The 20,896-nt window shown below is 67.3% G+C and carries 18 protein-coding genes; 11 read left to right on the forward strand and 7 right to left on the reverse strand.

The genetic code is table 11. From position 1 onward, the window contains the following. Positions 1–42 precede the first annotated feature (42 nt). On the forward strand, positions 43–927 hold the full coding sequence (locus QTI04_RS21405; protein ID WP_286617497.1) for a LysR family transcriptional regulator: 885 nt from the start codon (positions 43–45) through the stop codon (positions 925–927). Here QTI04_RS21405 and QTI04_RS21410 read toward each other — a convergent pair. From QTI04_RS21410 to QTI04_RS21430, 5 genes are read right to left on the reverse strand one after another with little or no spacing between them, the layout of a single operon-like run. Beyond that, the gene (locus QTI04_RS21410) at positions 915–1,778 is read right to left on the reverse strand and encodes an amidohydrolase (RefSeq protein ID WP_286617499.1); all 864 of its coding nucleotides are present in this window, start codon (positions 1,776–1,778) and stop codon (positions 915–917) included. The genes QTI04_RS21405 and QTI04_RS21410 overlap by 13 nt on opposite strands. Then, on the reverse strand, positions 1,775–2,908 hold the full coding sequence (locus QTI04_RS21415; RefSeq protein WP_286617500.1) for an NAD(P)/FAD-dependent oxidoreductase: 1,134 nt from the start codon (positions 2,906–2,908) through the stop codon (positions 1,775–1,777). Before QTI04_RS21415 ends, QTI04_RS21410 begins: the two co-directional genes overlap by 4 nt. Continuing rightward, entirely contained in the window at positions 2,908–4,089 is a 1,182-nt protein-coding gene (locus QTI04_RS21420) for a CoA transferase (RefSeq protein ID WP_286598202.1), read from the reverse strand. The genes QTI04_RS21415 and QTI04_RS21420 overlap by 1 nt, the downstream gene beginning before the upstream one ends. Next, positions 4,086–4,949 (reverse strand): CoA ester lyase, encoded by an 864-nt coding sequence (locus tag QTI04_RS21425; protein WP_286617501.1) that lies wholly within the window; start codon positions 4,947–4,949, stop codon positions 4,086–4,088. The genes QTI04_RS21420 and QTI04_RS21425 overlap by 4 nt, the downstream gene beginning before the upstream one ends. Next, complete coding sequence (locus QTI04_RS21430) at positions 4,946–5,878, reverse strand: dihydrodipicolinate synthase family protein (RefSeq protein ID WP_286617502.1); 933 nt, start codon at positions 5,876–5,878, stop codon at positions 4,946–4,948. Before QTI04_RS21430 ends, QTI04_RS21425 begins: the two co-directional genes overlap by 4 nt. A gap of 144 nt (positions 5,879–6,022) precedes the next feature. On the opposite strand from QTI04_RS21430, the gene QTI04_RS21435 reads away from it, so the two are divergent. From QTI04_RS21435 to QTI04_RS21455, 5 genes are all read left to right on the forward strand, one after another. Next, entirely contained in the window at positions 6,023–7,018 is a 996-nt protein-coding gene (locus QTI04_RS21435; RefSeq protein ID WP_286617504.1) for a tripartite tricarboxylate transporter substrate binding protein, read from the forward strand. A 365-nt stretch (positions 7,019–7,383) separates the two neighbouring features. Next, positions 7,384–9,915 carry a nitrite reductase large subunit NirB gene (nirB, locus tag QTI04_RS21440; RefSeq protein ID WP_286617505.1) on the forward strand — a complete coding sequence of 844 codons (2,532 nt, stop codon included), beginning with the start codon at positions 7,384–7,386 and terminating at the stop codon, positions 9,913–9,915. A gap of 20 nt (positions 9,916–9,935) precedes the next feature. Then, the gene (gene nirD / locus QTI04_RS21445; protein WP_286598211.1) at positions 9,936–10,277 is read left to right on the forward strand and encodes a nitrite reductase small subunit NirD; all 342 of its coding nucleotides are present in this window, start codon (positions 9,936–9,938) and stop codon (positions 10,275–10,277) included. Between the two features lie 90 nt (positions 10,278–10,367). After that, positions 10,368–11,180 carry a formate/nitrite transporter family protein gene (locus QTI04_RS21450; RefSeq protein ID WP_286598213.1) on the forward strand — a complete coding sequence of 271 codons (813 nt, stop codon included), beginning with the start codon at positions 10,368–10,370 and terminating at the stop codon, positions 11,178–11,180. An 8-nt stretch (positions 11,181–11,188) separates the two neighbouring features. Then, the gene (locus QTI04_RS21455) at positions 11,189–12,925 is read left to right on the forward strand and encodes a bifunctional protein-serine/threonine kinase/phosphatase (protein ID WP_286617506.1); all 1,737 of its coding nucleotides are present in this window, start codon (positions 11,189–11,191) and stop codon (positions 12,923–12,925) included. A 73-nt stretch (positions 12,926–12,998) separates the two neighbouring features. Here the strand turns inward: QTI04_RS21455 and QTI04_RS21460 are convergent, their stop codons facing one another. Further along, positions 12,999–13,523, reverse strand: a complete 525-nt coding sequence (locus QTI04_RS21460; RefSeq protein WP_286598215.1) for a hypothetical protein — start codon at positions 13,521–13,523, stop codon at positions 12,999–13,001. A gap of 104 nt (positions 13,524–13,627) precedes the next feature. On the opposite strand from QTI04_RS21460, the gene QTI04_RS21465 reads away from it, so the two are divergent. From QTI04_RS21465 to QTI04_RS21485, 5 genes are all read left to right on the forward strand, one after another. Next, the gene (locus QTI04_RS21465) at positions 13,628–15,541 is read left to right on the forward strand and encodes a winged helix-turn-helix domain-containing protein (RefSeq protein ID WP_286617508.1); all 1,914 of its coding nucleotides are present in this window, start codon (positions 13,628–13,630) and stop codon (positions 15,539–15,541) included. Positions 15,542–15,639: 98 nt separating this feature from the next. Further along, positions 15,640–16,554 carry a DUF3883 domain-containing protein gene (locus QTI04_RS21470; RefSeq protein WP_286617510.1) on the forward strand — a complete coding sequence of 305 codons (915 nt, stop codon included), beginning with the start codon at positions 15,640–15,642 and terminating at the stop codon, positions 16,552–16,554. Between the two features lie 27 nt (positions 16,555–16,581). Continuing rightward, positions 16,582–17,028, forward strand: a complete 447-nt coding sequence (locus tag QTI04_RS21475; RefSeq protein ID WP_286598218.1) for a DUF411 domain-containing protein — start codon at positions 16,582–16,584, stop codon at positions 17,026–17,028. A 234-nt stretch (positions 17,029–17,262) separates the two neighbouring features. Beyond that, positions 17,263–18,711: an ATPase domain-containing protein gene (locus QTI04_RS21480; RefSeq protein ID WP_286599250.1), complete on the forward strand. Its 1,449-nt coding sequence runs from the start codon at positions 17,263–17,265 to the stop codon at positions 18,709–18,711. Further along, positions 18,708–20,252, forward strand: a complete 1,545-nt coding sequence (locus QTI04_RS21485) for an ATP-binding protein (protein ID WP_286617511.1) — start codon at positions 18,708–18,710, stop codon at positions 20,250–20,252. Before QTI04_RS21480 ends, QTI04_RS21485 begins: the two co-directional genes overlap by 4 nt. An 88-nt stretch (positions 20,253–20,340) precedes the next feature. On the opposite strand, the gene QTI04_RS21490 is transcribed toward QTI04_RS21485, so the two are convergent. Further along, positions 20,341–20,841: a hypothetical protein gene (locus QTI04_RS21490; protein ID WP_286617513.1), complete on the reverse strand. Its 501-nt coding sequence runs from the start codon at positions 20,839–20,841 to the stop codon at positions 20,341–20,343. Between the last annotated feature and the right edge of the window lie 55 nt (positions 20,842–20,896).

Raw genomic sequence — 20,896 nt, forward strand, 5'->3', positions numbered from 1 at the left:
TCTGCAGAATGCAAGACTTGCCCCCGAGACCAAGAAAAACTCATGAAGCTTCAGTTTCTCCAGACCCTGGTCGCGGTGCTGCGGCACGGCTCCTTCGCGGCAGCGGCGAAGGAAGTGAACCTCACGGCCAGCGCCGTGAGCCTGCAGATGCAGCAACTCGAGGCCTACTTCGGCCAGCCGCTCTTCGACCGCTCGGCACGGCAGGTACGGCCCACGGCTTTCGCGGCCGAGGTCGCGGGCACGATGCAGCAGACCCTCGATGCGCTCAAGGCGCTGCGGCTGCGCGAGGACTCGGTGGTCTCGGGCCGCATTCGCCTGGGCACCATCGAGTCGGCGCAGGTCAGCCTGCTGCCGACGGCGATGCAGGTGCTGCACGACCGGGCGCCCGCGCTGGAATTCGAGATCACCCGCGGGGTTTCTGCCGCGCTGCTGGACGACGTGAAGGCCGGCCGACTCGACACGGCAGTTCTGGTGCGGCCGAAGTCCGGCGGATCGAGCCGGCTGAAATGGTTTGCGCTGGCCACCGAGACCTTCGTGATGATCGCGCCGCCGCATGCGCGGCGCGGCTCGCCCGTCGAGATGCTTCGGCGGCACAACTGGATCCGCCTCGACCGCGTCACCACCGGCGGCCACATCGCCGCGCAGTACGTCAACCGCATCGCGCCGCGCACGCGCTGCACCTTCGACCTGCCCGGCACCGACGCAGTCGCGGCCATGGTGTCCGCCGGGCTCGGCGTCTCGGTCGTACCGGCCCTGCGCCAGGAAGTGTTGCAGGCCTACCCGATGCTCCAGATCCCGCTCGGCAAGGACGCGCCGGTGCGTCACATCGCGATGGTGTGCCGCCCCGCCGATGCCGAAAGCAGGCGCGTGCAGGCCGTGCTGGAAGCTTTCGAGATCGCGGTGCGCCGGCGCCATCAGAAGCTGTAGAGGGCCTGCGGGTTGTCGACCAGCACGCGTTGCCGCAGCGCCGCGTCGCGCACCCAGCCGCCGATGCGGTCGAGCAATGCGGCGTCGTCCGGCTTCACCGCCTTTTCGGTGGGATGGGGCCAGTCACTGCCCCACACCAGCCGCTCCGGTGCATGCGCGAGCAGCGCTTCGGCCACGCGGGCGCGGCTGTCCTCGGTGCCGGGCATGTCGTCGAGGTAGGGCGCGGAGAGCTTCACCCATGTCCGGCCACGATCGAGCAGGCGGCTCACAACGGCGAAGGCGGGGTGCGCTGTCCCTTCGGGATGCGGCATCCGTGCGAGGTGGTCGAACACCATCGGGCAGGGAATTCGATCGAGCAGGTCCGCGTGTGCCGCGATCTGGTCCGCACGCCAGTGCAGTTGCACGTGCCAGCCCAGAGGCTCGATGCGGCGGGCGAGTGGCTCCACCATGTCGAAGCGCGTGACCGCGGTCACCGGGTCGAAGAGCGTGAAGCGGATGCCGCGAATGCCGCCTTCGTCCAGCGTGCGCAAGGTGGCGTCGTCCACGTCCGGATGCAGCACGCCAACGCCGCGCGCGTCGGCCGCGCCGAGTTGCCGGATTGCATCGAGCGTGACGCTGTTGTCGGTGCCGTAGACCGTTGGCGTCACCACCACGGTGCGTGTCGTGCCGAGGCGGGCCTGCACGCGCCGGTAGTCGCTTGCGCAGGCCTGCGCGAGCACGCGTCCCGGGTCGCCGATCGACGGAAATCGCCCGTCGTAGATGTGGATGTGCGAGTCGCAGGCCAGCGCTGGCACCGCCAGCGCCGGTGGCGCGGTGCCGGTGGTGTGGGGAATCGTTTCGTCCTGCGTCATCGCTTCGCTTCGGCTTGTTGTTCGACGATCTGGCGCACATGCTCGCCGATCGCGAGGGAAGCGGTCAGCCCCGGAGACTCGATGCCGAACAGGTTGACCAAACCTGCGACGCCGTGCTGACTCCCGCCCTGGATCACGAAGTCGGTCGCCGTGTTGTGCATCGATGATCCCGGTCCCGCGAGGCGAGGGCGGATGCCGGTGTAGCCGGGCTGCAGGTCGTCGTCGCGCAGCCCGGGGTAGTAGCGGCGGATCGCGTCACGGAAGGCCGGTGCGCGTGATGCGTCGAATCGATAGTCGACGCCGTCGCGCCATCCGAGGTCGGGACCGAACTTGCATTGCCCGCCCAGGTCGATCGTGACGTGCGCGCGCAGGGCGCCTTCGCGGCCGGTCGGGTAGACGAGACGGTTGAAGGGCGACTTGCGACCCAGCGTGAAGTAGTGGCCGACGGCGAAATGCAGCGGCGGAATCAATGTGGCCGGCATGCCCGCGATGGCGCCCGCAACGCGCTGCGCGCCGAGGCCGGCAGCGTTGATCACGTTCCTGCAGCGCAGGCGCGTGTCTGCCGATGCGCCGACCTGCAGCACGATGCCGTCGGCGGTGGCTTCACCCGCCACGACGGGGCTGCGCAGCGCCAGCGTCGCGCCATGCCGCTCGGCATCGCCGAGGTAACCGAGCATCAGGCCGTGGCTGTCGACGATGCCGGTGGAGGGTGAATGCAGCGCACCGACGCAGCGCACTTCGGGCTCCATGGCGTGGGCTTCTGCCGCATCGATGAGTCGCAGGTCCGTCACGCCGTGCGCCGAACCCAACTCGATGTAGCGGCCCAGTTCGGGCAGCTCGGATTCATGCGTCGCCACGATGAGCTTGCCGATGCGCCGGTGACCGATGCCGCGCTCGGCGCAATAGGCGTAGAGCGCTGCTTTGCCCTCAACGCACAAGCGTCCCTTGAGCGAACCCGGCGCATAGGAGATGCCGGCGTGGATCACCTCGGAATTGCGCGCGCTGGTGTGCGTGCCGATGGCGCCTTCGGCTTCGAGGATGACCACCTCGCGGCCGGCCATCGCGAGTGCGCGTGCGATGGCGAGCCCCACGACGCCTGCGCCGATCACCGCGCAATCGATCTCGTCCATCAGGCCGGACCCTTGGCACTTGCGTTGGCGCCCGGATCACCGAGCGCCAGCCTTTCGTTGTGCTGGCCCAGCGTCGGCGCCGCGAATGGCTCGGGGCCGGGCGTGCGGCTGAAGGCGACGGCGCGCGTGAAGCCGCGGTAGCTGCCCAGCGTCGGATGCGCGAAGTTCGCGACCATGTCCTCGGCCTCCACCTGCGGGAAGTCGAACATGTCCTCCACCGTGCGCGCCGCCGCGCACGGCACTTCCTCCCCGAAGATGCGCTCCCATTCGATCGCGCTGTGCGCGGACAGCGCGGCGTGCAGCAGGGGCACGATCTCCTCGTGGTGCTGCGCGCGCTTGCGCACGCTGTCATAGCGTTCCGAGAGCAGCGACTGCAGGCCCGTTTTCTCGCACAGTGCGCGCCAGAAGTGCGGCGTGTTCGCCGAGATGTAAAGATGGCCTTCGCGCGTGGGATGGATGCCGGTGATGCCGCCCGAGCGCATGTCGCGCCCGACCTCGCGCGGCTCGCCCTCGGCCCAGACCAGGCGCGCGGACTGCATCGCGAGCGCGGAGCGCAGCAGCGAGACGCCGACCTGCTGGCCGACGCCGCTCTTCTCGCGCTCGTAGAGCGCCGACGCGACGCCGGCCGCCACCAGCGCCGCGGCGTAGTAGTCGACTACCGAGCCGTAGAGGATCTGCGGTGGCTGGCCCGGCTGTGCCTGCATCGCGCACATGCCGGTCATGGTCTGCAGCACCTGGTCGTAGCCCGCCTTGTCCTTCAGTGGCCCGGACTCCCCGTAGCCGGTGACGGTGCAATAGATGAGTCGTGGATTGATCGCCTTCAGCGTCTCGTAGTCGATGCCCAGGCGCGCGGGCACGCTGGGCCTGAAGTTGTGGACCAGCACGTCGGCGTCGCGCACGAGCGCGCGCAAGGCATCGAGGTCCGCGGGCTGCTTGAGGTCGAGCACCACGCCGAGCTTGCTGCGGTTCACGCCCAGGAAGGCGCGGCTCTCGGCCTCCAGCGTGGAGGGGTACTTGCGCAGGTTGTCGCCCGCGGGCGGCTCGATCTTGATGACTTCGGCGCCCTGATCCGCCAACAGAGAGCAGCCGTAGGGTCCGGCGATGTAGGCGCTCAGGTCGAGCACGCGCAGGCCGGTGAGCGGGCCCGCAGCCATGGCGTGGCCGGTTGTCGAATCGTTCATGGCACCAGTCCCAGCCGCCGCGCGCTCGCCACGATGGCCCGGGCGCGCGCCTCGAAAGGTGCGTCGATCATGCGGCCGTCCACGACATAGGCGCCGACGCCGCCGGCCGTCGCCGCGTCGGCCGCCTCCACCACTTTCAGCGAATGCGCGATTTCGGCATCGGTCGGCCGGAAGGCCTCGTTCGCGAGCGCGACCTGGCTCGGATGGATGCAGCTCTTGCCGAGGAAGCCCATGCGCCGCGAGAGCGCGGCTTCCTCGCGAAATCCGTCGACGTCGCGCACGTTCGCGAAGGCGCTGTCGTAGGCATAGACGCCCGTCTCGCCGGCCGCCATGCGCACGGCGAACATGGCCTGCCGCACGGCGGAGGCTTCGCGCCGGTCGATCCCGAGCGGCTCGAAGAGGTCGCCCAGGCCCATCTGCAGGCCCACCACGCGCGGATGCGCGGCGGCGAGCGCGGCGGCCGCGCGCAGCGCCTTCGGCGTCTCGATGTTGAGCAGCAGGCCGATCGGCGTGACGACGCCGTTGTCGCGCTCGGCGCGGTCGAGGGCTTCGGCGGCGGCCTGCACGTCGCCCGGGCTTTCGGGCTTGGGCAGGTTGATCACGTGCACGCCGGGTTGCGCGACGGCGGCGACGTCGGCGGCGAAGTGCGGCGTGTCGAGGCCGTTCACGCGAACGATCCAGGTCTTGCCGCCCGTGGCGCCGCCGCCCTGGAGAAAGCCGCGCACCGCATCGCGTGCCTCGGCCTTGCGGGCCTCGACCACGGCGTCTTCCAGGTCCAGGCAGATTCCGTCCGCATCGCTCGCGGCGGCCTTGGCGAAAAGCTCGGGGCGCGACCCCGGCACGAAGAGCTTGCTTCTCATGCCAGCTTCGCCCGTGGATCGTGGCGCGCCAGGCGGCCGAGCAGGTGATCGACTTCGGCGCGCGCGGCCGGCGTCAGGACGGCTGCGGGCTTGCGCTGCGCAGCCGAGGTGAGAAGTCCCCGGCGCTGCAGCACGTACTTGCGCACGGCCAGCCCGACGCCCGGCTGCTGTTCGTAACGCAGGAGCGGAAGATGGGCGTCGAAGAGGTCGTGCGCCTCCTCGCGCTGGCCGGCGGCCGAGAGCCGAACGACGTCGCACAGCATGTCGGGGAAGGCGTAGCCGGTGTTGGCGCCGTCCGCGCCACGCTCCATCTCATAGTCGAGGAAGAGGCCGTTGTTGCCGCACAGGATCGGCAGGCGCCGCATCGAGCCATCCTTCTCGAAGGCCCGCAGCGCCGAGATCTTCTCGAGGCCCGGCCAGTCCTCGTGCTTCAGCATCGCGCACGAGGGAATCTCGGAGACGATGCGGCGGATCACCCCGGGCGTCATCTGGACCGAGAAGGTGAGTGGGTAGTCCTGCAGCACGAAGGGCACGTCGGCGCCGATGGCGTCGGCCGCCTGCTTGAAGTAGCCGACGATCTGGTCGTCGGTGCGCAAGGTGTTGGGCGGCGCGATCATCACGCCGGCCGCGCCGTGTTCCATCACCTCGTGCGTCAGCGCCCGCATGGCCGCGAAGCCGGGCGCCGAGACGCCAACGACCACCGGCAGGTTCGGCGCGCGGCGGATCATCTGCCGCGCGACTTCGACGCTTTCCTGGTGCTCCAGCTTGGGCGCTTCGCCGAGTTGGCCGAGAACGGTGATGCCCGTGGCGCCGCACTGCAGGTAGAAGTCCGTCAGGCGGTCGATGGATGCGGTGTCGATGCGGCCGTCGTCGAAGAACGGCGTGGGGGCGATGGGGTAGACGCCGCGGGCGTCGCTGGGCAGTCGCATGGTGGCTCTCCTGTGAGAGCGCAGTGTGCCCCCGCGTGAGGGAGTCGAGCACAAGAAAAACTTGGGAATCGAATAACAAAACTTCGTCAAAGAGGCCGACAGTTGTTCTTAGGATCGTCCGCAACACCGAATATGGAGACAAGCATGCCCGTTTCATTCCTCACCCCCCGGCGCCACGCGATCTCGGTTATCGCCGCGATCGCCGCCCTCGCGCTGCAACCTGCCGCCTTCGCGCAGGGCGATGCCTTCCCCGGCAAGCCGATCACGATCGTGGTGGGCAGCGCAGCGGGCGGCTCGAACGACGTGTTCGCACGCGCCATCGGCAAGCGCCTGTCGGATTCGCTCGGCCAGCCGGTCGTGATCGACAACAAGCCGGCCGGCGGCGGCGTGATCGCCAACGCCACGGTGGCGCGCGCGCCGGCCGATGGCTACACGCTGGTGGTGCTTTCTTCCACCTTCACCACCGGCGCCGCCATCCGCACCAACCTCAACTACGACGCCGTCAAGGACTTCAAGCCGGTCGCGATGCTGGCCAAGGGGCCGCTGCTGGTCACGGTGAACAAGGACTCGCCCTACAAGACCATCCAGGATCTGGTGGCCGCGGCCAAGGCGAACCCCGGCAAGCTGAACTACGGCACCTCGGGCGCGGGCAGCATCAACCACTTCGCGACCGAGTTGTTCGCGGGCGCGGCGGGCATCAAGATGACCCACGTCCCCTACAAGGGCATGGGCCCGGCGACCACCGACCTGCTGGGCGGTCAGATCGACGTGCTGGTGGCGAGTGCGCCCTCGATCCTCACGCAGGTGCGCGGCGGCAAGGCGCGCGCGCTGGCGGTCACAACTGCGGCGCGTTCGCCGGTCGCGCCGGAACTCGTGTCGCTCGAGGAGTCGGGCTACAAGGGCAGCGCGCTCGACCTCTGGTGGGGCGTGCTGGCACCGGCCGGAACGCCGCAGGCGGTGGTCGACAAGCTCAATACCGAGATCAACAAGCACATCCAGTCGAGTGAGATGAAGGCCTTCTTCATCAAGGAAGGCGCGGAGCCGGCACCGATGAAGCCCGACGAGTTCGCGAAGTTCATCGCGGCCGAGATCGAGCGCTGGAAGGGCGTGGCCAAGGCCGCCGACATTCGGCCGGAGTGAGCCGCTCCGGGCGTTGGTGCGCCGCACCAAACCGGAGACTCGTGCGCCAGAACGGCGCACGCCTTTCGTTCTGACAGTCGGACGGGGACTGATTTCGGTGCCGAGCCGGGCCAAAGAGCCCCGGATCTGCATGGCACGGAGATTGCGTTATCTCCGTCACTGCTCCGTGGCGCTGATGCCGCGGGGCGGTGCCTCCGCTAATGACGGCGGGAGTCGAGCGAACCGAAAGCAATGACGCTGGCGGTTCGCCTGTTCCAACCCGATTCGCATCCGTTCCACGCGGGGGCACCACTGCAACAGGCTGATTGGCAGCCTGTCCGGTGGCCTGTACCCCGTCACGAGACCGGGTGTGTGCAGGACCCGAAATGAAGATTGCAGTGATTGGCCACGGTATGGTGGGCCACAAGTTCCTCGAGCAACTCCACGAGCTCGGCGTCGTGGATGCGGAAGTCACGGTGCTGTGCGAGGAGCCTCGGCCCGCGTACGACCGCGTTCATCTGTCCGAATTCTTCTCCGGCAAGACCGCCGAAGACCTCTCGCTCGTCGAGCCAGGTTTCTTCGAGCGCACCGGCTACACGCTGAGGCTGGCTGCCAAGGCGGTCGCCATCGAGCGGCGCGACAACACCATCACCACCGCCGACGGCGAAGTGTTGCACTACGACAAGCTGGTGTTGGCCACGGGATCCTTCCCCTTCGTGCCGGCGGTGCCGGGCCGCGACCGGCCTCACTGCTTTGTCTATCGGACCATCGAAGATCTGGAAGCCATGAAGGCCTGTGGCGCGCGCTCCAAGACGGGCGTGGTCGTCGGCGGTGGCCTGCTGGGCCTTGAATGCGCCAAGGCGCTGCGCGACATGGGTCTGGAAACCCATGTCGTCGAATTCGCGCCGCGGCTGATGGCCGTGCAGGTGGACGAGGGCGGCGGGCGGGCGCTGCGCAACAGCATCGAGGCCCTGGGCGTGCACGTGCACACCGGCCGCAACACGGTGGAAATCGTCGATGGCGCGACGGCACGGCACCGCATGGTCTTCACCGACGGCACCCACCTGGAGACCGACATGATCGTGTTCTCCGCCGGCATCCGCCCTCGCGACGAACTGGCGCGCCAATGCGTGCTCGCGGTCGGGCCGCGCGGTGGCGTGGCGGTGGACAGCCACTGCCGCACGAGCGACCACGACGTCTATGCGATCGGCGAATGCGCCTCGTGGAACGAGCAGACCTTCGGTCTCGTCGCGCCGGGCTACGACATGGCCCGCGTGGCCGCGAAGCACATCGCCGGGCAGGGCGACGCGGCCTTCACCGGCGCCGACATGAGCACCAAGCTCAAGCTCATGGGCGTGGACGTGGCGAGCATCGGCGACGCGCACGGCAAGACCCCGAAGTCACGCTCCTACCAGTACATCAACGAGCACAAGCAGATCTACAAGAAGATCGTCGTCAGCGAAGACGGCAAGCAACTGCTTGGCGCGGTGCTGGTCGGCGATGCCGCCGAGTACGGCACCCTGCTGCAGATGGCCCTCAATGGCATCACGCTGCCGGCCGATCCGGAGTTCCTGATCCTGCCGTCGAGCGACGGCAAGGCGAAGCCAGGCCTCGGCGTGGACTCGCTGCCCGACAGCGCCCAGATCTGTTCGTGCAACAGCGTCACCAAGGGTCAGATCTGCGCGGCAGTCGGGGAGGGTGCGTGCACCGTCGCCGAACTGAAGGCATGCACCAAGGCCGGCGCCACTTGCGGCGGCTGCGTTCCACTGGTCGGCCAGGTGATGAAGGCGGAAATGGCCAAGCGCGGGCTGGCGGTCAACAACCATCTCTGCGAGCACTTCGCTTACTCGCGCCAGGAGCTGTACCACCTGGTTCGCGTCGGCGAGATCAGGAGCTTCGACGAACTGCTGGCCAAGCACGGCAAGGGCCTGGGCTGCGACATCTGCAAGCCCACGGCTGCGAGCATCTTCGCGTCGTGCTGGAACGAATTCGTCCTCAAGAAGGGCCTGGCGGGGCTGCAGGACAGCAACGACTACTTCCTCGGCAACATTCAGAAGGACGGCAGCTACTCGGTCGTGCCGCGCATGCCCGGCGGCGAGGTCACTCCTGAAGGGCTGATCGCCGTGGGACAGGTGGCGAAGAAGTACGGTCTCTACACCAAGATCACTGGCGGCCAGCGCGTGGACCTCTTCGGCGCGCGCGTGGAGCAACTGCCGTCGATCTGGGAAGAGCTGATCGCCGCCGGCTTCGAATCCGGCCATGCCTACGGCAAGTCGCTGCGCACGGTGAAGAGCTGTGTCGGCTCGACCTGGTGCCGCTACGGCGTGGACGACAGCGTGGGCCTCGCCGTCGAACTGGAGAACCGCTACAAGGGCTTGCGTGCACCGCACAAGATCAAGTTCGGCGTGTCGGGCTGCACCCGCGAATGCGCGGAAGCGCAAGGCAAGGACGTCGGCATCATCGCCACCGACAAGGGCTGGAATCTCTACGTGTGCGGCAACGGCGGCATGAAGCCGCGCCACGCCGAGTTGATCGCCACGGACCTCGACAAGGCCGGGTTGATTCGCCTGATCGACCGCTTCCTGATGTTCTATGTGCGAACGGCGGACCGCCTGCAGCGCACCAGCACGTGGCGCGAGAGCCTCGAAGGCGGGCTGGACTACCTGAAGGGCGTGCTCATCCAGGACACCCTCGGACTGGGCGCTGAACTCGAAGCCCAGATGCAGCACGTGGTCGACACCTACCAGTGCGAGTGGAAGACCGCGGTGACCGACCCGGCCACGCGACAGCGCTTCCGCTCCTTCGTCAACAGCGAGAAGCCGGACGAGCACATCGTGTTCGTGGAGGAGCGCGGCCAGCGTCGGCCCGCCCGCGTGGAAGAACGCGCCGAAGCCGCCACCGACGTGGCCAGCGTCTGAACGCCCCGAGGACATTCCAGATGACCACAGAAACTCTTCATTGGACGGCGGTCTGCGCCGCCAGCGACATCCTGCCGAACACCGGCGTATGCGCCCTCGTCGACGGCGTGCATGTCGCCATCTTCCGCGTCGGCCAGGATCAGGAGCTCTACGCCATCGACAACGTGGACCCCAGGGCGCAGGCCAGCGTGCTCTCGCGCGGACTGGTCGGCAGCATGGGCGACCGGATCGTCGTCGCCTCGCCGCTCTACAAGAACCACTTCGACCTGCGCAACGGCGAATGCCTGGAAGCGCCCGAGCACTCCGTGCGGGCGCATGCCGTGCGTTTGCACGAGGGCCGCGTGCTCGTCGCGCTCGCCTGATCCTCGCCAGGCCTTCGACGGCTTCACTGCTTCTCCTTCTCCTTCTTCTTCTTCTTCTTCTTCTTCTCTTTCAAGTCCCCAAGGAATCCCATGGCCTACCTAGCTCCCGCCGAGTTCGTCACCAAGATGGTCGACGCCGGCGAATCCAAGCTCCTGATGTCCACGCGCGACACGCTGATTCGCTCCTATATGGCCGGTGCCATCCTGGCGCTGGCGGCGGCCTTCGCCGTCACCGTCAGCGTCAACACGGGCAATGCGCTGGTCGGCGCGATGCTCTTCCCGGTGGGCTTCATCATGCTGTACCTGATGGGCTTCGACCTGCTGACCGGCGTCTTCACGCTCGTGCCGCTGGCCGTGCTGGACAAGCGCCCCGGTGCCACCTGGCGCGGCTGCTTCCGCAACTGGGGGCTGGTGTTCGTCGGCAACTTCGCGGGCGCGCTGACGGTCGCGGTGTTCATGGCGGTCATCTTCACCTTCGGGTTCAGCGAAGCTCCCAATGCGGTCGGCGAGAAGCTCGGTCATATCGGCGAAGGCCGGACGCTGGGCTATGCCGCTCACGGCGCCGCCGGCATGCTGACGCTGTTCATCCGTGGCGTGATGTGCAACTGGATGGTGTCCACCGGCGTGGTCGCCGCGATGATGTCCACCACGGTGTCCGGCAAGGCCATCGGCATGTGGATGCCCGTGATGATCTTCTTCTACATGGGCTTCGAGCATTCGATTGTCAACATGTTCCTGTTCCCCACCGGCTTGCTGCTGGGCGGCAAGTTCACCCTGATGGACTACTTGATCTGGAACGAGATCCCGACGGTGCTGGGGAACCTGGTCGGCGGCTTGACCTTCGTCGGCTTGACGCTGTACTCGACCCACTACAAGACGGCGCCCAAGCGCGCCCTGAGCTGAGCGGCAGCTTGCAAAAAGCCTTGCGCGTGACCCTCGGCCAGCATTCGCTGGCCGGGCCCGGTTCGGTCAACCAGGACTTCCACGGCGCCATGCTGCCGGAGGGGTCGCTGCGAAACTCCAAGGGCATCGCGGTCGCGCTCGCCGACGGGATCGGCTCCAGCCGCGTGAGCCAGGTGGCGAGCGCCGCGGCGGTGCGCGGCTTTCTCGACGACTATTACGCAACCTCCGATGCCTGGTCGGTGCGCCGCTCGGCCCAGCGGGTGCTGAGCGCCACGAACTCGTGGCTGCACGCCGAGACGATGCGCAGCGACGCGCGCTTCGACAAGGACAGCGGCTACGTGTGCACCTTCAGCGCGCTGATCCTCAAGGGCCGGGATGTGCATCTGCTGCATGTCGGCGATGCGCGAATCCTTCGCCTGCACCCCAACGCCCTGGAACAACTGACGGAAGACCACCGCATTCATCTGTCATCGGCCGAGTCGTACCTGGGGCGCGCGCTGGGAGCGGGCCCTCATGTGGAGATCGACTACCGCTGCTGGGAGGCGGAAGTCGGCGAGGTCTACGTGCTGGCCACCGACGGCGCCTACGCGCATCTCGACGCCGAAGCGGTGCACCATGCGCTTGCCCGATGCGGCGATGACTTCGATGAGGCCGCCCGCCTGCTGGCGGCTGCAGCGCATGCGAAGGGCGGCGACGACGACAGCACCGTCCAGCTCCTGCGCATCGATCAACTCCCAGCGGCGGACGTGGCGCAATTGCAGCTGCAGCGCGAGGGCCTGGCAATTCCCCCACCGCTGGCGCCGCGGGCCAGCTTCGAGGGCTTCGCGCTCGTCCGCGAACTGCACGTCAGCTCGCGCAGCCATGTGCACCTGGCCGTCGACGAGGCGACCGGGCAGCAGGTGGTGCTGAAGCTGCCTTCGGTCGACTTGCGCGACGACCCGGACTACCTGGACCGCTTCGTTCTCGAAGAATGGGTGGCGCGGCGAGTCGACAGCATCCACGTGCTCAAGGCCAGCCCGATCGACCGGGCGCGCGGCCACCTGTACGTCGCGATGGAATACATCGACGGCCAGACGCTGGCGCAATGGATGGTCGACCATCCCGCGCCTGCGCTGGACAGCGTGCGCAGCATCGTCGAGCAGTTGGCCAAGGGGCTGCAGGCGCTTCACGGCAAGGAGATGCTGCACCAGGACATCCGCCCCGAGAACGTGATGATCGACCGCACCGGCACCGTCAAGATCATCGATCTCGCATCGACGCATGTGGCGGGTCTGGTCGACGGCGCGCGCGAGAGCCGTGCACTCGCCATCGAGGGCACCTTGCAGTACACCGCGCCGGAGTACTTCGCCGGTCATGGTGGCAGCGCACGATCGGATCTGTTCTCGCTGGCGGTCATGGCCTACCAGATGCTCACGAAGCAGTTGCCGTACGGCCTGCATGTCTCGCGGGTCCGGTCCAGCGCAGACACGCATCGCCTGCGCTACGTGCCGGTGCGCCACTTCCGGCCCGACCTGCCCGAGTGGGTCGATGCCGTGCTGCAGAAGGCGTTGCACCCGGACCCGGTCAAGCGGCAGGAAGCGGTGTCCGAGTTCGTGCACGACCTCCGAGTACCGGGGCAGGAGTTCCTTCGTCCGAGGCTGCCGCCCCTGATCGAACGGCATCCTGTGCTCTTCTGGCAGTGCACGACCGTGCTGCTGGCCGCGGCCGTGCTGTTGCTGCTGGGGCTGCGCTTCGCCGGGCAGTGACCCGGCAGGCCCGGGCGGTCAGCTCGGATGCAACTCAGCGTCACGAGGAGCGAGGCCGTCTCGAGCGCGGGTTCTACCAGGTCACGCGCGAACCCGAATCCGTTGCGCAGTACGACGCGGTCACGTTGCCGGCTGCGTCGATGATCTGTCCCGCGATCGTGCCCGTGTAGCTGTTGCCGTCCGCGGACAAGGTTCGGGTGACCTTGGCCTTCTGCGTGCCGGCGAGCGTGCCGTCCGGGTTGAATCGCATGAACACAAGCGTCAAGGTGTAGTCGCTTCCGGACTCGCGCTTCCAGGTTCCGAATGCAGAGCCCTGCGAGGTCGGAGGGCGGGAGTTGTCGAACGAGGCCGTGCCGCCTGCGTTGAACATTCCGAATCCCTTGAAGCTGGCCAACGCTGCGCCGGTGTTGCAGTCCTTGCCGGTCGCCGTCGAGTCCCACACGCCGACGATCGGGTCTGGCGCGACGATCGTTTCGCCCGCTGCAAAGGCGTTGCCGAAGCCACCTCCGCCGCCGCCGCAGGCCTGGATCATCAGCATGGTTGTCGCGACCGATGCGCTGACAAGCGTGAATGTGTAGAGCGCTTGAGACTTGGCCATGAGGGACTCCAGGAGTTGGATGGGGTGCCTTCACCATGGCGGCATTCGGCGCGACCGTCATTCAGCAAGCTTGAAAGATTCCTGAAAAAGCCTGAAATTCGGCCATGACCGACCCAGACGCCTACGAGTTCGGCGGGTTCGTACTGCAGCCGGCTCAGCGGCGGGTGCTGCGCGGCGATGGCACGTCGGTCGAACTCACGCCGCGCCTGTTCAGTGCGCTCCTCTTCTTTGTGGAGCATCCGGGCGACCTGCTCTCCAAGGAAGTCCTGTTGCAGTCGCTCTGGCCAGGACTGGTCGTCGAGGAGAACAATCTCAGCCAGGTGGTGGCGGGCTTGCGGCGGGCCTTGGGTGACGACGCTCAAGGCCGCCGCTTCATCCAGACCGTGCCGCGGCACGGATTCCGTTTCGTTGCACCTGTGACGAGGCCCGTCGCGCTGCCAAGGGAGATCGCTCCGAACGAGAGTACCGCGGCGTCTCCCGATCCGGCGCCTGCGGATACGTGGCACCGCCGCCCATTGCTCCTTACTCTCGGCGCGGGTGCGGCCGTTGCACTCGGCGGAGCGGGCTGGTGGGCCTCGCGCCATCCGCTGCGGGTTGCCCGCTCGACCGCCACGCTCGCGGTGCTGCCTTTCAAGCCGCTCGCGGCAGAAGGCCGGGATGAGTTGCTTGAACTCGGCATGGCCGACAGCTTGATCTCCAGGCTTTCCACTGTGCCGGGCCTGGTCGTGCGGTCGACCGGTTCGGTGCGGCAGTATGCAGGTCCCATGCAAGACCCGGTGCGCGCCGCAAGGGAGCTCGAGGTGAGCTGGATCGTCGACGGCTCGCTGCAGCGGCGCGGCGAGTGGTTACGCACCACTGCCCGGCTGCTGCATGCGTTCGACGGCGTGGCCGCATGGAGCGGGAGCTTCGACGAGAAGTTCACCAACGTCTTCGACGTTCAGGACCAAATCTCGAACAGGGTGATGCAGGCTCTGTTGCCCGTGCTGCATGCGGGACTGGGTACCCCTCCGAGACCTCTCGACATCGGCGGCACGCGCGACAAGGATGCCTATCAACTCTACCTGGCGGCCCGATGGCGGGCGCAGGGAGGACGGGCTCGAGAGGTCGAGAAGGGCCTGGCGCTGCTCAACCAGGCCATTAGCATCGATCCCTCCTATGCGATGGCCTGGGTGGAGCTGTCCCAGGTCCATCGGCGCAAGTTGTGGAACTCCGATGGTTTGGCCTCCGAGGTGTTCGAGCCCGCCGATGCTGCGTTGCGGCGAGCGCTGCAGTTGGTCCCGAATTTGGCGGAGGCCCATGCCGGCCTGGGCTTCAGCCGCTTCTGGTTCGACTTCGATTGGCCCGGCGCCGAACAGGCATTTCGGCGCGCGCTGACCCTCAATCCCAATACTGCGACCGCGCATTGGGGTCTGGCACTGCTGCTCCTGAGCCAAGGCCGCCTCGCCGACGGATTCGTCCACTTGCGAGCAGCGCGCTCGCTCGACCCGATGTCCCCGGTCTACAACACGCTGGAGGCGGGCCTTCTCTGCGCCGACGGGCAGTTGGAAGCAGCGCGCATGCGCCTGAACCGTTCGCTGGACATTTCGCCCGATCTTTGGCTGACCCATCTCGCTGCGGGCTTGCTACACCTGGCTGCACAGCGCCCGGAACAAGGCATCGCCGCCATCCGACGCGCCGTGGCGTTGGCCGACGGCACGACCCGGCCCCGGTCAGTGCTCGGAGTGCAACTGGCGCGCCTCGGAGAGATGGAAGAGGTTCGATCGATACAGCGGCAACTGTTGACCGAATCCAGAGAGCGCCACGTCGCCCCGACCACCATTGCATCGTTGCATGCGGCATTGGGTGAAGTGGAGCCGGCCCTCGCGGCACTGGAGCAGGGCTTCAGGTTGCGGGAGACACGGATGGTTTTTCTCAAGGACGATCCGCATTGGACGAGCCTGCGCGCCGAGCCGCGCTTCGTGGCGCTGATGAAAGCCCTCAAGCTGGATCGCTACGGACCGGGCCTGTCGCCGATCTGAGCTTGCCCGCCAAGAACATTGTTGCGATTCCGCCGAAGGCCCCGATGCGCTTCGCGGCATACTCGAAGTGGTCACAACTCACCCCTGAATCCTTCCGAATGGACAAAGAAGTCGTCCCCGCAGTCCTTGCGATCATCAATGAAAAGCGCCTGCTCGGCGAGAAGCGAACCCCCGTCGAGATCATTGCCAAGATGGGCGTGTTCGAGGCCCGCGAAAAAGCGTCCGAGCAAGCCTGGCTCGCCACGGGCGACAACATCATCGCCACCATCTGGGCGGAGTTCGTCAGCATCGGAGCCGGCGGGCGCTGGTTCTGTCTCGAATCCCTGGATACGCATCACCGCATCGGCGGCGGCGACCGGAGCGCCCTGCAAATCCAGCGTGCCAAGGATCGACTCCAACTGCTCAAGCGCGCGCTGGACGCGGGGCAGGGGGTGAGGGCCGTACTGCAGACGAACCGCGTTGCCATTGCCGACATGGAGACCGACAGGGCTGCCAGGGTGTCGACGCGAGTGCCGGACGACGAGGAATGGCACATTGCCACATGGGATGCCGATCAGAAGATGGCGATCCTGGTTCGCGGTCCCCGCGGCTGGCTGCCGACGGAAGAAGAGATCGAAGCCGCACGGGCGCGGGGCAATATCCCCGTTGTGGCACAAGCGGGCCCATCCGGCCAACTGTCCCCGGAAGACGTGCAGGCGGCCGCGATGGACTACGTCACGCGTCACTTCGCGGGCTACGGATACAAGGCCGAGAACGTCGCGAATCAGAAGCTCGGCTATGACATCGAGGTGTCGGACAAGAAGGGCAACACCTTGCTCAAGCTCGCGGTGAAGGGAACCGCTCCTGGAATGGCCAGTTTTCAGCTCACAAGCGACGAGCGCTCTTGTGCCAAGCGGGGAGATCCGTGGCGGCTTGCGGTGGTCACCGACGCCGTCGGCCCTGCGGCGCAGCACAAGCTCTACAAGCCTGCCGAGATCGACCAGGCGCCCGGGCTCGAACCGCTCCTTCAATAGCACCGCGATCTCACCACAGGACGGCCCATGAAACGACGCTCCCTCCTTGGCTTGCTGGCCGCGGTGCCGCTGGCCCAGTCCCTGACGGCTCGCGCGGCGACGCAGGTTCAGGTCTACAAGAATCCCAGTTGCGGGTGCTGCACGGCGTGGGTCGACCACCTCAAGGCGGCTGGCTTCGCGGTGTCGGTGACCGAAACCGACGACACCGGACCCCTGCGCAAGCGCCTGGGCGTGCCGAACCGCCTGGCCGGCTGCCACACGGGCGTCGTCGAGGGCTACGCGCTCGAAGGACACGTGCCTGCGGCGGAGGTTAAGCGCCTGCTGGCTTTGAAGCCGAATGCCGTGGGGCTGGCTGTCCCGGGCATGCCGGTCGGTTCGCCCGGCATGGAGTACGGCGACCGCAAGGAGTCGTACCAGGTCATCCTCATCGGACGCAACGCCCGCGACACGGTGTTTGCCAGCTATCCCCAGTGACCTGAGCCGGAATCCTGGGGCTGAGACGCCCCCCTCCCGACACGGCTGGAACCTACAGCCGGATGGGCACCAGACCGACCGAGCCGACGGAATTGCCGTCTATCCTCGGGGCAGCTATTGTTCGCCGTCCATGAGGTATCCATGCCCCCCAATGCTCAAGTCGTCGCAAAGGTCGAACAACGCGCCGGGGACGGGTCGACGACCTGCAACGCAGAGTCGCACGCCTTGTTGAAGATGGGCGTTCCCGGTCTGGACGACATCCTCGGCGGCGGGTTGACGCCGCACCGTCTCTATCTGCTGGAAGGTGCGCCCGGCGCAGGCAAGACCACCGTCGCGATTCAGTTCCTGCGCGAAGGCGCCGCGCGCGGCGAGGCGGTGCTGTACGTCACGCTGTCGGAGACCAAGGCCGAGCTCGACGGCGTGGCCCGCTCGCATGGCTGGGACATGCGGGGCATCGAGGTGCGCGAGATGCTGCCGCCGCAGGACGCGCTCGAGCCGGACGAGCAGTACACGATGTTCCACCCCTCCGAAGTCGAACTGAGCGAGACCACGCTGCGCATCCTCGCGGACGTCGACGTCATCAAGCCAACGAGAGTGGTGTTCGACTCGCTGTCGGAACTGCGACTGCTGGCGGCCGGCTCCTTGCGCTACCGGCGGCAGATCCTCGCGCTCAAGCAGTTTTTCACCGGTCGTCTGTGCACGGTGTTGCTGCTCGACGACCTCACCGCGACGGAGCAGGATCTTCAGGTGCAGAGCATCGCGCACGCCGTCATCCGGCTGGAGCAACTGAACCCTGACTATGGCGCGGCGCGGCGGCGGCTCGTGGTCACCAAATACCGCGGGAAGGAATTCCGTGGCGGGTTCCACGACTACAAGATCGCTCGTGGTGGCCTGCAGGTGTTTCCCCGGCTCGTCGCGGCGGAGCACACCACAACATTGCTGCAGACGCGCATTCCCAGTGACCTGCCTGCGCTCGACGAACTTCTCGGCGGCGGTCTGGAAAAGGGCACCAGCACGCTTTTCGTGGGTGCGCCCGGCACCGGCAAGTCCAGTGTCTCGGTGCAATTCGCCATCGCGGCCGCCCGGCGCGGCGAATGCGCGGCCCTGTTCATCTTCGACGAGAGCATCAACACGCTGCGCACGCGTTGCGAAGGGATGGGGATGGACATCGGGCCGCACATGGATTCGGGGCACATCCGTGTGCGTCAGGTCGATCCTGCGGAGCTGTCGCCGGGCGAGTTCGTCCACGAGATACGCTCCGCCGTCGAGGAGCACGGCGCGACGGTGATCGTGATCGACAGCCTCAACGGCTATCTCAACGCCATGCCGGACGAGCGCTTTCTCATCGCGCAGCTGCATGAGCTGCTGACCTATCTCGGGCAGAACGGAGTCGCCACCATGCTGGTCGGAGCGCAGCACGGGCTGATCGGCATGCAGATGCAGACGCCGGTCGATGCGAGCTACCTGGCCGATGCGGTGGTGCTGCTGCGCTACTACGAGTTCGAAGGCGAGGTGCGGCAGGCGATCTCGGTGCTCAAGAAGCGCGGGGGCGCACATGAGCGCACGATCCGCGCGTTTTCGCTGACCTCCGAGGGCGTGAAGGTCGGGGCGCCGCTGCGCAATTTCCGCGGCATTCTCACGGGGATCCCGGTACCGATCGACGGGGTTCGTTCGCCATCGTGAGCGAGGTGCCTTCCGAGCTGGAGTACCGCATCCTGCTGCGGACGGCGACTTCGAGGGACGCCATGATGGCGAGCGCCGTGCTGCAGCGCGCCCAGTTCGACCCGGCCATCTGCGCCGACATGGCTGACCTGTTGCGCGAGATGTCTGTCGGTGCCGGTGCCGTCATGCTGGCTGAGGAAGTGATCGCCGGGCCGGCCATGGCGGAGCTGAAAGTCGCGCTGGCTTCGCAGGGGCCATGGTCCGACTTGCCCGTGATCGTGCTGGCGCGACAGGGGGCGGACTCGCGGGCCATCGCGGACGTGATGGATGAGTTCGCGAACGTCACCGTCATCGAGCGACCGATGCGTGTGGCGTCCCTGGTGAGCGCGGTGCGCACCGCCTTGCGCTCGCGCCGCCGGCAGTATGAGTTGCGCAGGCTGCTGGACAGCTTGCGCGACGCCGACCAGCGCAAGACCGAGTTTCTTGCCACGCTGGCGCACGAGCTTCGCAACCCGCTGGCGCCCTTGAGCACTGCCTTGTCGCTGCTGGCGCGCAAGAAGCCGTCGGCGGAGGAGTCCGTCAAGTACTACGAGTTGATGGGCCGCCAGGTCGAGCACATGGTCCGCCTGGTGAACGACCTGATGGAGGTTTCGCGCATCACGCGCGGAAAGATCGAGCTGCAGGTGCGCCCCGTGCTGCTCGACGCGGTGATCGACGACGCGATCGAGCTGAGCCGGCCGCTGGTCGAACGGGCCGGCCACACGCTGTCCGTCGAGCTGGGCGGCGAACCGCTCGTCATGCGCGGTGACGCGGTGCGCCTGACCCAGGTGTTCTCGAATTTGCTGAACAACGCGGCCAAGTACACGCCATCGGGCGGGCGCATCACGGTCGTCGCACGCCAGCTCGACCGGCATGCGGTGGTCGAGGTGGGCGACACGGGCACGGGCCTGTCGCCGGACATGCTCAAGTCCATCTTCGACATGTTCGTGCAGGTGAGCGGAACGTCGAAGGCGGCGCAGGGCGGGCTCGGCATCGGCCTCACCCTGGTGAAGAGCCTGGTCGAGCTGCACGGCGGGAGCGTGGAGGCGGCCAGCGAGGGCCTGGGCGAGGGCGCGACCTTCACCGTGCGCCTCCCCTTGGCGAAGACGACTTCGCCGGCCAGGCCGCGCGCGATCGCGTCGCAGGACGGGTGGGCGCCTTCGATCGAAGGCGTGGTGCTCGTCGTCGACGACAACCGCGATGCGGCCGATAGCCTGGCCGAACTGCTGGGAACGATGGGCGCCGCCACCCTGGTCGCGTACGGCGGGGAGGAAGCGCTGCAGCTCGCGAGGTCGAACGACATCGACATCGCCGTGCTCGACGTCGGCATGCCCGGCATGGACGGCTGCGACCTGGCACGGCATCTTCGAGCCGAACCCGGCGGCGCGCAGATGATGCTCATCGCGCTGACGGGTTGGGGCCAGCAGGGCTACAAGGAACGGATCGCGGCGGCGGGTTTCGACCACCATCTGCTGAAGCCCCTGAGCCTGCCGGAGTTGATGACGGCGCTCAGAGGCGGGTGAACCGCAGTCTCGCGCTCCCCGGCGAGCCGATCAATTGAGCCGCTGCCCGCCGGCCGCATCGAACAGGTGCGCCTCGCCGCGGCTCCCGCTACTTCAGCTTGGCGTCTTCCTGCTTGGCTTCGGCCATGGCCTCGGGCTCCAGTTCTTCCGCGTAGCGGTTGAGCCGCACGAAGATGCCCCATCCGGCCAGGATCACCCCGACGGAGCACAACGTCGCGGCCGCGTAGAGGAGGAGCGAAGGCGCTTCACGCGCCTTGAACGTCGCAACCAGCGCTTCGACCGCGACCGCCACGACGATCACGACCATGAAGCGCGAGAGGAATCTGCGCACGCGAGTGGGGGCGCTGATGTGCGCATCGCGGATGACCTCCTCTTCCGCGATGGTCTGGGAGATCTGCAAGGCGACTACCGCCGCCGCCAGCAGCCCCATGGCCTCGATGATGGATTCGGCCGCGGAGGCGTCGAGCCCGCCGGCGAACGCCGTCCAGGCCACGCGCGCGGCGATCACGATCAGCATGAGCGCCGCCAAGGCGAAGAGGGCGGCCATGAACGCATGGACCGCCGAATAGAGGCCGAGGAGCAGTTTCATGGTCGCAGATGGTAGGGGGCAGAGCGCTCTTTAGGCCCTTTGTTTTCAATCTGTA

This window comes from Variovorax sp. J22R115 (assembly GCF_030317005.1).
Lineage (GTDB): Bacteria > Pseudomonadota > Gammaproteobacteria > Burkholderiales > Burkholderiaceae_C > Variovorax.